Consider the following 12817-nt stretch of genomic DNA (forward strand, 5'->3'; position numbering starts at 1 on the left):
CGGTTTGCAATATAAAAAATTTATGATACTATCCTTTTACGCCTCTGTTAAATTTAGCGGCTAATTGTTTTGCTTCTGGCAAATAAGCTCTAAGTGTTCGAATACGTGTTTGATTCGAAGGGTGTGTACTCATAAATTCTGCAGGTGCTTTTCCTTTTGACATTTGACTCATTCGTACCCAAACCTCAGCGGCTTCACGACCGTTATATCCTGCCATTATCATAAAAACCAATCCTAATTTATCGGCTTCTGTTTCATGACTTCTACTAAAAGGCAACATAATTCCGACTTGTGTTCCTAAACCATATGCGGTGTTAAAAAGTTGTGCATTTTTGCTATTCGCCGTTCCTAAAGCAACCGCAGCACCACCTAATTGTTGTAATTGACCAGTAGACATACGCTCTTGACCGTGTTTTGCAAATGCATGTGCAACTTCATGTCCCATTACTGCTGCAATTCCATCTTCATTGGCACAAATTGGTAAAATTCCTGTGTAAAAAACTACTTTTCCACCTGGCATACACCAAGCATTTACGGTATTATCTTCTACTAAATTAAATTCCCAACGATATGAATTTGCTTCTGATGTCATTCCGTTGGCTCTCATAAAACGATCTACTGCTGAAGAAATATTTTTACCAACTCTTTTTATTTGGTTTGATTTTGTAGCGTTTGTCGATAATTTATTTTCCTGTAAAAAACCTTTATATTGTGCAAAACTTGCCGGTAATACTTGCGCATCGCTTACAAAATTAAGACGTTTTCTACCTGTAATTGGCACGGTGCTACATTGTACTAAAAATAAAGCGACCATTCCTAAAGCTATAATTTTTTTCATTTTTTAATTTTTTTGATGATTTTTAGTTGTTATTTATATTTTTAATATTGGTTGTTCTATTATGACACATTTTAAAAATAATGTCACAAAAATAGCAAACTAATTATATCTTTATCCCGATAAAAATCATAAAATCTATTTTAAAATAAGTCTAAAATAAACTTAATAAATTTAATGAAGTTAAAAAATACATTACTGTTTCCTCCAACACTTGTTATTCCAAAACCGATTACTTTTTTAGCAAAGGGAATACAGTTATTCTCGACACATTTAACCGCCAAATTTGCTACGGTTCTTTTTAGCACTCCTGTAAAATTCCCAATTCCGAAAAGAGAAAAAATAATGTTTGAAAGCGCACAAAAGAAAACAATTTTTGTGCCAAGTATTGCTAAAAATATCGAAGTTTTATCCTATGGATATTCTCAAAAGAAAGTATTATTAGTACACGGTTGGGCAGGTAGAAGTACGCAATTGTATATGATTGCCGATAAATTATTAGAAAAAGGCTATATGGTTATTTCTTTTGATGGTCCTGCGCATGGAAACTCATCAGGAAAAACAACATCAATGCCCGAATTTATAGCAACTATAACCGAAATTAATAAACAATTTGGTTCTTTTGAAAGTGCTATTGGACATTCTTTTGGTGCAATGTGCTTATATAATAGTGTTGCTACTGATTTTAAAATCAATAAATTAGTGACTATTGGAGCTCCTGATAGCATTTCTAACGTACTTTTTAATTTTGCAAATAGTTTGAAAGTAAAGCCTGTTATCGGTGAAAAAATGAAGCAATTTTTTGATAAAAAAGCACAAACAAATATCGATAAGCATTCTTCAAGTATTGTTGCCAAAAAAATAACGATTCCAACCCTAGTTATTCATGATGCAAATGATGGTGATGTCGCTGTGAATTGTGCGATCAACATTCGTGAAAACTTACAGAAAGGAACACTTTTAATCACCCAAGGATTAGGACACACTAAAATACTACGCAATAAAAAAGTAACTGCTGATATTGTCAATTTTATCAATCAATAACTCATCAACAAAAACTAAAAAAATAACAAATAAAATCCCTGAAAATTACCTAAAATTAGCCTTAAAATATCTTTTTTTTTATTTTTTTCTAAAAAAAATGTTAAAATAACGAGTATATTATTTCAACAGACTCCTTATTAATAATATAACCAATCATTAAAAAAACAGCTTTACCTGTAATTTGAACGTTAAATTATTACTAACTAAACACATTTTTATGAAAAAATTTACTCTTTTATTTTTTGCTACACTATGTAGTAGCCTGCTATGGTCGCAATCACAAATTTCAGGAACTATTGTCGATAGTACTAATGAAGCGCTTCCTGGAGCAAATGTTATTGAAAAAGGAACTTCCAACGGTACAAATTCTGATTTTAACGGAGCATTTAAACTAACCGTTAAAAATGATGCTATTTTAATTATTAGTTTTTCAGGATTTGAAACACAAGAAATTCCTGTAAATGGAAAAAAGAATTTTAAAATCATCTTAAAAGAAGGATTAGAATTAGACGAAGTTGTTATTACAGGTTCTCGAACGCCATCACGAAGCAACACGACAAGTGCCTTACCGATCGATGTAGTATCGGCTAAAGACCTCCAATCAACAGGACAAACGTCTTTTGATAAAGCGTTACAATATAAGATTCCTTCTTTTAATACGGTTCAAACACCTGTTAATGATGCAACTTCTTTATTAGATCCCTACGAAATTAGAAATATGGGACCTAGTAGAACCTTAATTTTAATCAACGGAAAACGTAAAAATTTAAGTGCATTATTATACACACAAGCCGCTCCCGGACGTGGGGAAACAGGTTCTGATATTTCTGGAATCCCTACGGATGCTATAAAAACAGTGCAAGTTCTTAGAGATGGCGCTTCGGCACAATATGGTTCTGATGCGATTGCAGGAGTTATCAATATTATTTTAAAAGATAATGCTAAAGACGGTTCAGCGACTTTTAGAACTGGAATTACTGGCGAAGGCGATGGCGAAATGCTTGGCGTAAGTTTAAACAATGGTTCTAGTATTGGTGATGATAAAGGTTTTGTAAATTATACGGTTGATATTTCAAAAACAGCGTCTGCAAATCGAGCAGGAACTGTTAGTGCCGAAGGAGAATTTGCTGATTTTTATGATTCAGAAGCAACTACGCCACTTACCTTGGCTGATGTTCAAGAGTATTTAAAAAGAAACCCAGATGCCAATAATATTAATGGAACTCCAACAATGGCAGCTTCTAAGTTTTCAATAAATGCAGGATATTCACTTAGTGAAGCTACTGAAATATATGCAAATGCCGCGTATGTATTCAAAAAAGTAAATTCTTTTGCAAACCACAGAACACCGTATTGGAGAACACTTGACACAAAAGATGGATACCCATATTTAGCAGATTTTTATCCAGGAAATCATCCTACAAATGCTGGCGGTTATGACGGTTATACCCCAACTTTTGAAGGTGATTTAAATGATTATAATGCTACTGTTGGTTTTAAAACCAAAAAAAATGACTGGAATATTGACGTAAGTTTTACCACAGGTGGAAATTCACAAACTTATAGAGTGAGTGAATCTCATAATGGGAATAAAGTATATTCTCCTTCTACTTGGATTGATGCCAATAATAATGGCGATGTTGATACAGGAGAAATAACACAAGGTTCAGAATTATATAGAGAAAACAGTAAGAAATCCTACGATACAGGAGGAACAGCTTTTTCTCATAAAGTAGGGAATATCGATATTTCAAGAATACTTTCAGACCAAGTAAGTGTTGCCTTTGGTACAGAATTTAGATCGGAAGAATTTGAAGTAATCGAAGGAGAATTAGGATCTTATGATGGTGGCGGTGTCGATTCTTTTTCGGGAAATAGCCTTAAAAATTCAGGGAAATTTAGTCGATATAATTTAGGAGGATACGCAAGTTTAGATTGGGATATCAACAAAGATTTTTTGCTTAGCGGAACAGCAAGAGTTGAAAATTATTCTGATTTTGGAAGTACTTTTATCTGGAAATTAAGTTCTCGTTATAAATTTGCAGACGATAAATATACGGTAAGAGGTTCGCTTTCTACAGGATTTAGAGCGCCAACATTACATCAAATTTATACACAAAAATCACAAAATAGTTTCGTTCCAGGACAAGGAATACAAATTGGTGGTTTGGTTAGTAATGTATCATCTCAAAAAGGATTGTTAGGTTTAAAAGATTTAACAGCAGAAGAATCAACTAATTACACCATTGGAATTGGAGGAAAACCTTTTAGAAATTTCTCTTTTACGGTAGATTATTACAGTATTAAAGTAGAAGATAGAATTATTTTAAGTACGGAAGTAAAACCACCTAACACACCTGTTTTCAAAGGATTATCAGATGTTAGTTTCTTTTTAAATGCGATGGATACTCAAACTGATGGTTTAGATGTTGTTCTTGGATATAAAGGAATTGAAATCGGTGATGGTAAATTAGGACTTAATTTATCAGGAAATTATACCATTAAAAATGAACGTGTTGGAAAAGTTAAAAATCCTACTTTTGTTACTGCTTCAAACCAATCGGTTGTAAATGAAACGCAAGAAGCCTTATTTTTCACTTCAAGACCTGAAACAAAATGGATTTTAGGGGCGAATTATAGTATCGGGAAATTTGGGTTTTCTTTAAACAATACGTATTTCGGTAAAACAAAATTTGCACAATTAGGCTTACAAAATCTGGAAGATATTTTTATAAATGCTTCGGATATTCCTACTGATGCTCTAACCGATGGAGGTTCTGATTTAAAAACAGAATTTACTCCGAAAATCGTAACGGATTTAGGAATAAATTTTACAGCTACTGATAGAATTACCATCGCGTTGAATGTTAATAATATTTTAAATGTATTACCTGAATGGAAATTTACAGATGCGACCACTACAGGACAAGCTATTTTAGATGGAGCTTCTGTTACAAGTTCTCCTTCAAATTTAATTACCTTTAACCAACGTTATTCACAAATGACCTATGATGGTTCACATTTTAGTCAATTAGGAACGATGTTTAATTTATCTGTAAATTATCAGTTTTAATATAAAAATTTAAAATTTTTGTTTCTATTTTTTATTTGTTTTTTTAACAAAAAGCCAAAATCATGATGATTTTGGCTTTTTAAATATTCTAAAATTAGAAATATTATTCGTTGTGTAAAAAACGTTTTTTTGCTAACAATTCGGCTTCCGTTTCTACATTGTCATCATCAGGAACACAACAATCTACTGGACAAACTGCCGCACATTGTGGTTCTTCATGAAAACCTTTACATTCCGTACATTTATCTGCTACGATGTAATATATTTCATCTGATATTGGTTCTTGATCAGTATCTGCGTTTTCTTTTTTACCATTTGGTAACACTACATTTCCTTGTAATTCAGTTCCGTCTGCATATTTCCAATCATCCGCTCCCTCGTAAATTGCCGTATTAGGACATTCTGGTTCACAAGCACCACAATTTATACATTCATCAGTTATTATAATTGCCATAATTAATCTGTTTCAGTTTTGTAACTTTGCATTGCAAAAATAGTTCCAAATTAATTTAGAAACAAAATAAATGGATACAATCCAAAATAGAATTGAAGCTTTTATAAAACTAGGTGTCTTTTTAGGACAATTTTCTCAATCGGAAGTTAAAAAGAAAGAAAATATTCCACATAATGAATTATTTTTTGATGGTTTTAAACATCAATTAAAAATAGCCGAAGAAAATAATAAATGGTTTACTACCGATAATTTATTATTTGCAACTCAAAATTGGAGCAACGCATTATCCGAAGAAAAAATACAACAATGGATTGCCAATGAAAAATTAGGAACTAATACGCCTCAAAAAGTTGCCATTATTATGGCAGGAAATATTCCATTAGTAGGTTTTCATGATTTTTTATCTGTTTTGATTTCTGGACATTCAGTTGTTGTAAAACAATCATCAAACGATAAACATTTACTGCCTTTTTTAGCCAAATATCTAGAATATATTTCGCCTGATTTAAAAGGAAAAATAAGTTTTACAGAAGATAAATTATCGGATTTTGATGCCGTTATCGCAACAGGAAGCAATAATACTGCCCGTTATTTTGAATATTATTTCAAAGGAAAACCAAACATTATTAGAAAAAGTAGAAACTCGGTAGCCGTTTTAACAGGAAACGAAACATCCGAAGATTTTGAGAATTTAAGTACCGATGTATTTCGTTATTTTGGCTTAGGATGTCGTTCGGTTTCCAAATTATTTGTGCCTAGAAATTATAATTTTGACGCTTTTTTTAACGGAATGTATCAGCAACAAGAAATTATCAACAACGCCAAATACGCCAATAATTACGATTATAATAAAACCGTATATTTAATGAGTGAATTCGATATTTTAGAAAATGGTTTTTTAATGATTAAAGAAGATGCCAGTTACTCCTCGCCTATCGCCACCATTTTTTATGAATATTATGATACTATCGCCGATTTAAAAATAAAGATTTCACAAGAAAAAGAAAAAATTCAATGCGTTGTTGCTCGTGATGTTTTCGAAAATGAAATCGCTTTTGGACAAACCCAACATCCCGAATTATGGGAATATGCCGACGGCGTAAATACCTTAGCTTTTTTATCGGAAATTTAAAAAAAAGAACTCGCTATAAAACTCGCCATAAATTTTGCACCTTTGTTATCTCTTAAAAATTATCCATAAAAAAGCACCAAATGAAAAAACATAACTTTAGTGCAGGTCCGTGTATTTTACCTGAAGAAGTTTTACAAAAAGCTTCCCAAGCAATTCTCAATTTTAATGATGATGATTTATCATTAATTGAAATTTCTCACCGAAGTAAACCCTTTGTTGATGTCATTGAAAAAGCACGAAATTTAGTTTTAGAATTATTAAATTTAGAAAATAAAGGCTACACCGCATTATTTTTACAAGGCGGTGCAAGTGGGCAATTTTTAATGACAGCCTATAATTTATTGAACAAAAAAGCAGGATATTTAAATACAGGAACTTGGAGTTCAAAGGCGATAAGAGAAGCAAAATTATTCGGCGAAATTGAGGAAGTTGCTTCTTCAGAAAATAAAAATTTCTCTTATATTCCTAAAAATTATACCATTCCTACGGATTTAGATTATTTTCATTGTACCAGTAATAACACGATTTACGGAACACAAATGAAAAACTTTCCAAAAACAAATGTGCCGTTAATTTGCGATATGAGTTCGGATATTTTTTCGCGTCAATTAGATTTTTCAAAATTTGATTTGATATACGCAGGAGCTCAAAAAAATATGGGTCCAGCAGGAACAACACTTGTGGTTATCAAAAATGAAATTCTAGGAAAAGTGGAACGAGAAATTCCATCAATGTTAAATTATCAAACGTTTATCGACAAAGAAAGTATGTTTAACACGCCTCCCGTTTTTGCGATTTATACCTCGATGCTAACTCTTGAATGGTTGAAAAATTTAGGCGGAATCCCGTTTATTGAAAAAGTAAACGAGCAGAAATCAGCACTTTTATATGCCGAAATTGATAGAAATAAACTCTTTGAAGGAACTGCCCAAAAAGAAGACCGAAGCCACATGAACGCTACTTTTAAACTTAAAAATGAAGCGTTGAAAAATGAATTTGATACGCTTTGGAAACAAGCAAATATCAACGGATTAGAAGGACATCGAAGCATCGGCGGATACCGCGCAAGTATGTACAACGCACTGCCTTTATACAGCGTACAAGCACTTGTCGATGTGATGCAAGAATTTGAAAGAATACAAAAATTATAGCATCAGCATCAAAGAGTAAAAGAGTAAAAGAGTAAAAGAGTAAAAAAAGTAAAGAATAATTAAAGCGTAATTCAGCATACAATGAAAATATTAGCAAACGACGGAATTTCTGAAAGTGGAAAAAATACGTTAGAAAATGCAGGTTTTGAAGTAATTACAACCAAAGTTGCACAAGAACAATTACAAAACTTTATTAATGATGAAGCAATTAATGCAATCATTATTAAAAATAATATTCAAATACATTCCGAACTTATCGATAATTGCCCAAGCTTGAAATTAATAGCAAATGCAAGTACAAATAATGATAATATCGATGTTATATACGCTCAAGAATGTGGCGTAGAAGTCGTAAATATCAATGATGCAAGTGCCAACGCAATTGCAGAACTCGTTTTTGCACACCTTTTAGGAATGGTGCGTTTTTTACATCAAGCCAATAGAGAAATGCCGTTAGAAGGCGATATGAATTTTAATTCACTGAAAAAACATTTTTCTGAAGGAACAGAACTTCGTGGAAAAACATTAGGAATTATCGGCATGAATATCGACGGACAACAAGTAGCAAAAATTGCTCTCGGATTAGGAATGAAAGTAATTGGTTTTGATGTAGAATTTAATGATACCATAACAATTCCTGTAGAATTTTATAATGGTCAAGTGATTGATATCGAAATTGAAATGACAAATTCTGATGAACTTTTAAAAGATGCCGATTTTATAACCCTGCATGTATCATCCGAAGAAAATCATGTAATTGGTGCTAAAGAATTTGAAAAAATGAAAAATGGCGTTGGTTTTATTAACGTAGCTCAAAGTGGTTTAGTCGATGAAATTGCACTTGTAAATGCCATCGAAAGTGGAAAAGTAAAATACGCAGGTTTAGATACTTTTGAGAATCAACCAACACCTGAAATTCAATTATTAATGAATCCTGAACTGTCTTTAAGCCCTAATATTGCTGCTTTAACACAAGAATCACAACATAAAATAAGCACCGAATTAGCAGATAAAATTATCAATTCATTACATATTTAAACATTTTTTTGATATTTAAGCTTCTCGCTTTATTAAAAAATATCTTTAGCACTAAAAAAATTATCAATGGCAATCGTAAAACCATTTAAAGCCGTTCGAGCCACTAGAGATAAAGTGGCGTTGGTTTCGGCAAAATCACATGAAATTTATACGCCAAAAATGCTAGATGCAAAATTAGCATTCAATCCGTATAGCTTTTTACACGTCATAAATCCTGGATATAAATATCATAAACAAGATGTTAGTGGCGAACAACGCTTCAAACTCGTGCATAATCGATATTTAGAATTTAAAGAAAATGACGTTTTTAAACAAGATGAAATCCCAGCATTTTATCTCTATCAAAAAACAACCGCTACCAACTCTTTTTGCGGAATTATTAGTGCAACTTCCGTGGAAGATTATCATCAAAATATCATCAAAAAACACGAAGGAACACTCAAAGAAAGAGAATTATTATTTGAAAATTATCTGAAAAATACAGGATTCAATGCAGAACCTGTGCTTCTTACCTATCCTGATAATCCAATTATTAATAAAATTGTAGCAAAATATCAGCAAAAAAGAGCCGAATATGAGTTTTCAACCACCGATAAAGACCATCATTTATTATGGGTTATTGATAATCAAAATGATATTCAACAATTAATTGACGCTTTTAAAGACATCGAAACCTTATATATTGCTGATGGTCATCATCGTTCAACTTCGGCGTGTTTGCTTGCCAAAAACTTAGCCAAAAAAAATCCGAAGCATACAGGAAAAGAAGCGTATAACTTTTTTATGAGCTACTTATTGCCCGAGAGTCAATTGAGTATTTATGAATTTAATCGGTTTATAAAAGATTTAAACGGACTCACTCCCGAAGAATTTTTAATCGAATTAGATACTTTTTTTAGAATCGAAAATAGAGGACAGGAATTATACAAACCCAAAGAAAAACATCATTTTAGCATGTATTTAAACGGCGAATTTTATGCCCTATACTTGCGAAAATCAAGATATAATTTTAAAAATGCCCTAAGTAAATTAGATGCACAAATTTTGTATAAAACCATTTTAAAACCTATTTTAGGAATTGAAGATATTCGAAATGCCTCTAAAATTTTATATTCTCAAGATAAATCCGATAGTTTAGAACTGAAAACCAAAGTCGATACAGGCGAATTTAAAGTTTCCTTCGGAATGTTGCCAACCTCTATCAATGAAATCAAAGAAATTGTAGATGCCGATATGTTAATGCCTCCAAAAACAACGTATATCGAGCCAAAATTAAGAAGTGCTTTAACGATTTATGAATTTGATTGTCAATAAAAAACAGCCAAACAAATCAAAAAAAATCACCAAAAAATTAAAAGAAAAATTTAAAAGAAATGATAGGAATTAAAGAAAATTTAGCCCAAATAAAAACTAGCATTCCAGCAAATGTAACACTCGTTGCCGTTTCTAAAACAAAACCAATCGCCGATATTCAAGAAGCCTACAACGAAGGACAACGTGTATTTGGTGAAAATAAAATTCAGGAAATGGTCGCCAAATTTGATGCTTTACCTAAAGATATCAAATGGCATATGATTGGACATTTGCAAAGTAATAAAGTGAAATATATGGCGCATTTTGTCAATTTAATTCACGGAGTTGATAGCTTTAAAACACTCAAAGAAATCAACAAACAAGCTAAAAAACACCACCGAATTATTAACTGCTTATTACAAGCCAGAATCGCCAAAGAAGATACGAAATTCGGACTGTCATTTCAAGATATTGATGCCATTATTACATCCGAAGAAATTGTAGCATTGCAAAATATTAAAATTGTCGGACTTATGGGAATGGCTACTTTTACAGACAATCAACAACAACTCGAAGAAGAATTTTTATCGCTAAAAAACTTTTTTGAAAATAAAAAACAGCAACAAGAAAATCAACAGGAAAATCAGCAAAAAAAACAAGAAGTAAAAAATATTGACTTAAAAATAATATCCATGGGAATGAGTGGCGATTATCCATTAGCCATAAAAAATGGTAGCACTATGGTACGAATTGGTAGCGCTATTTTTGGAGTTCGAAATTATATTGTTTAGATTTACAGTTATCAGTTTAAAAAAAAAGATTTGTACGCAATTTTAGATATTGAAACCACAGGAGGAAAGTTTAACGAAGAAGGAATTACAGAAATTGCGATTCATAAATTTGATGGACATCAAGTTGTAGATCAATTTATTAGCTTAGTGAATCCTGAACGAGAAATTCAGGAATTTGTCGTGAAATTAACAGGAATTAATAGCAATATGTTGCGTAACTCTCCTAAATTTTATGAAGTTGCAAAACGAATTATTGAAATTACCAAAGACTGTATTATTATCGCACATAATGCGAGTTTCGATTATCGAATTTTACGTACCGAATTTGACCGATTAGGATTTGATTATCAACGAAATACCATCTGTACTGTAGCACTTAGTAAAAAATTAATCCCCGAAGCACCTTCGCATAGTTTAGGAAAATTATGTCGATTTGTCGGTATTCCGATGAGCGACCGACACCGAGCAAATGGCGATGCACTCGCTACAATTCAATTGTTTAAACTTTTACTGGAAAAAGATATTGATAAAAATATCGTGCAACAATCTATAAAATATGCCGATAACAGACATATAAAACAACGCTATCTAAAATTATTAGAAAAATCACCCGAAAAAGAAGGACTTTTTTATGTGCATAATCAGCAAGGCACCATTATTTTTATCGGACGAGGACAAAATATAAAAAAAGAAGTCAATAAATTATTTTTAAAAGAAAGCCCAAAAGGCGTAAATATTCTAAAAAGAATACACGAAATAACGTTTCAAGAAACTGGAAACCTGCTTTTTACACGCTTAAAATATCATTTAGAATTGCTTAAATTACGTCCTAAATATAACGTTATTCGCAAACCAAAAATATCTGGTAAACATTTTAATCATGATACTTTTTTAATTCTTGATAAAGGAAGAAGCCCTGAAGAAAATGCCGTTATTTTAATCGAAAAAAATACCGTTTTAGGATATACCTACACCAATTTAGCCTTTCAAGAAAATAATTTATCCGTTTTAAAATCGATGCTAACGCCTATTGAAAATCGTGAAATTGCAAAAACAATTATCAAAAATTATTTACTCAAAAACAACGTTTCCAAAATTGTACGATTAGAAATTGAGTAAAAATAAATTGAAAATCTAGACACTAAAAAGTAATTACATAATAATATTGCTCCTATTTTGAAAAATACAAAAAACTGGAAAGAAAAATTACATGAAATAATTTATGAAGCCGATACACCCGCTGGTAAATTATTTGATATCATTTTATTAATTGCCATTCTTGCCAGTATTTTACTGGTCATGCTCGAAAGTGTGGAAAGTATCAATTCCAAACATGGTACACTTTTAAACATTTCAGAATGGATAATTACCATACTATTTTCTGTGGAATATATTATTCGCGTAATTTCGATAAAAAAACCAGCGAAGTACATTTTTAGTTTCTATGGAGTTATTGATTTACTTTCTACAATTCCGAAATATTTGGCGATTTTTTTTACAGGAACGCACAGTTTAGTTGCCTTAAGAGCCTTACGTTTACTACGGATTTTCAGAATTTTAAAACTTGCTCGTTTTGTTGGCGAATCGAATAATTTTATGAAAGCCTTAAAAGCTAGTAGAACAAAAATTACTGTTTTCTTGTTTTTTGTATTGATATTATCTGTTATTTTAGGAACCGTTATGTACTTAATTGAAGGCGGAGAAAACGGATTTACAAGCATTCCAAGAAGCGTTTATTGGGCAATTGTAACCTTAACCACCGTTGGTTATGGCGATATCGCACCACATACGCCTTTTGGACAATTTGTAGCGAGTATTATTATGATCTTAGGATATGGAATTATTGCCGTTCCTACGGGAATTGTAAGTTCTGAAATGGTCAAAGTAAACGACCTAAATTTAAACACACAATCTTGCCCAAACTGTTCGCATGAAGGACATGATGACAATGCCATTTTTTGCAATCATTGCGGAAATAAACTACACGATTAAAATTACACAATTAA

Annotated in this window: 11 protein-coding genes; 9 read left to right on the forward strand and 2 right to left on the reverse strand. The window is 31.8% G+C overall.

Features of this window, described 5'->3' with window-relative positions:
* Window positions 1–28: 28 nt before the first annotated feature.
* The gene (locus tag L0U77_RS09150; RefSeq protein WP_101917151.1) at window positions 29–838 is read right to left on the reverse strand and encodes a M48 family metallopeptidase; all 810 of its coding nucleotides are present in this window, start codon (window positions 836–838) and stop codon (window positions 29–31) included.
* A 174-nt stretch (window positions 839–1012) separates the two neighbouring features.
* Between L0U77_RS09150 and L0U77_RS09155 the strand changes: the two genes are divergently transcribed.
* On the forward strand, window positions 1013–1879 hold the full coding sequence (locus tag L0U77_RS09155; RefSeq protein ID WP_101917152.1) for an alpha/beta hydrolase: 867 nt from the start codon (window positions 1013–1015) through the stop codon (window positions 1877–1879).
* Window positions 1880–2096: 217 nt separating this feature from the next.
* Complete coding sequence (locus L0U77_RS09160) at window positions 2097–4952, forward strand: TonB-dependent receptor (protein WP_233901060.1); 2856 nt, start codon at window positions 2097–2099, stop codon at window positions 4950–4952.
* Window positions 4953–5055: 103 nt separating this feature from the next.
* Here the strand turns inward: L0U77_RS09160 and L0U77_RS09165 are convergent, their stop codons facing one another.
* Window positions 5056–5406 (reverse strand): 4Fe-4S dicluster domain-containing protein, encoded by a 351-nt coding sequence (locus tag L0U77_RS09165; protein WP_101917154.1) that lies wholly within the window; start codon window positions 5404–5406, stop codon window positions 5056–5058.
* A 70-nt stretch (window positions 5407–5476) separates the two neighbouring features.
* On the opposite strand from L0U77_RS09165, the gene L0U77_RS09170 reads away from it, so the two are divergent.
* The 7 genes from L0U77_RS09170 (at window position 5477) to L0U77_RS09200 (ending at window position 12803) form a co-directional block, all read left to right on the forward strand.
* Window positions 5477–6538, forward strand: coding sequence for an acyl-CoA reductase (locus tag L0U77_RS09170; RefSeq protein ID WP_233900292.1), 1062 nt, complete (start codon window positions 5477–5479; stop codon window positions 6536–6538).
* 80 nt (window positions 6539–6618) lie between these two features.
* Window positions 6619–7689, forward strand: coding sequence for a 3-phosphoserine/phosphohydroxythreonine transaminase (gene serC, locus L0U77_RS09175; RefSeq protein WP_193700036.1), 1071 nt, complete (start codon window positions 6619–6621; stop codon window positions 7687–7689).
* Window positions 7690–7770: 81 nt separating this feature from the next.
* Window positions 7771–8727 carry an NAD(P)-dependent oxidoreductase gene (locus tag L0U77_RS09180; protein WP_233900290.1) on the forward strand — a complete coding sequence of 319 codons (957 nt, stop codon included), beginning with the start codon at window positions 7771–7773 and terminating at the stop codon, window positions 8725–8727.
* A gap of 66 nt (window positions 8728–8793) precedes the next feature.
* Entirely contained in the window at window positions 8794–10041 is a 1248-nt protein-coding gene (locus L0U77_RS09185) for a DUF1015 domain-containing protein (protein ID WP_101917158.1), read from the forward strand.
* Window positions 10042–10103: 62 nt separating this feature from the next.
* Entirely contained in the window at window positions 10104–10811 is a 708-nt protein-coding gene (locus tag L0U77_RS09190; RefSeq protein WP_233901092.1) for a YggS family pyridoxal phosphate-dependent enzyme, read from the forward strand.
* Between the two features lie 30 nt (window positions 10812–10841).
* Window positions 10842–11930: an exonuclease domain-containing protein gene (locus tag L0U77_RS09195; protein WP_101917159.1), complete on the forward strand. Its 1089-nt coding sequence runs from the start codon at window positions 10842–10844 to the stop codon at window positions 11928–11930.
* A 57-nt stretch (window positions 11931–11987) separates the two neighbouring features.
* Window positions 11988–12803 carry an ion transporter gene (locus L0U77_RS09200; RefSeq protein WP_241426938.1) on the forward strand — a complete coding sequence of 272 codons (816 nt, stop codon included), beginning with the start codon at window positions 11988–11990 and terminating at the stop codon, window positions 12801–12803.
* Window positions 12804–12817: the final 14 nt, after the last annotated feature.

The sequence above is a fragment of the Tenacibaculum piscium genome (genome assembly GCF_021390715.1).
In the GTDB taxonomy this organism is placed as follows: domain Bacteria; phylum Bacteroidota; class Bacteroidia; order Flavobacteriales; family Flavobacteriaceae; genus Polaribacter; species Polaribacter piscius.

Excerpts from the sequence above, each read along its gene's own strand:
- serC (WP_193700036.1), top strand. The coding sequence starts at position 6,619 with ATGAAAAAACATAACTTTAGTGCAGGTCCGTGTATTTTACCTGAAGAA.
- L0U77_RS09155 (WP_101917152.1), top strand. The coding sequence starts at position 1,013 with ATGAAGTTAAAAAATACATTACTGTTTCCTCCAACACTTGTTATTCCA.
- L0U77_RS09185 (WP_101917158.1), top strand. The coding sequence starts at position 8,794 with ATGGCAATCGTAAAACCATTTAAAGCCGTTCGAGCCACTAGAGATAAA.
- L0U77_RS09160 (WP_233901060.1), top strand. The coding sequence starts at position 2,097 with ATGAAAAAATTTACTCTTTTATTTTTTGCTACACTATGTAGTAGCCTG.
- L0U77_RS09150 (WP_101917151.1), bottom strand. The coding sequence starts at position 838 with ATGAAAAAAATTATAGCTTTAGGAATGGTCGCTTTATTTTTAGTACAA.
- L0U77_RS09165 (WP_101917154.1), bottom strand. The coding sequence starts at position 5,406 with ATGGCAATTATAATAACTGATGAATGTATAAATTGTGGTGCTTGTGAA.
- L0U77_RS09170 (WP_233900292.1), top strand. The coding sequence starts at position 5,477 with ATGGATACAATCCAAAATAGAATTGAAGCTTTTATAAAACTAGGTGTC.
- L0U77_RS09180 (WP_233900290.1), top strand. The coding sequence starts at position 7,771 with ATGAAAATATTAGCAAACGACGGAATTTCTGAAAGTGGAAAAAATACG.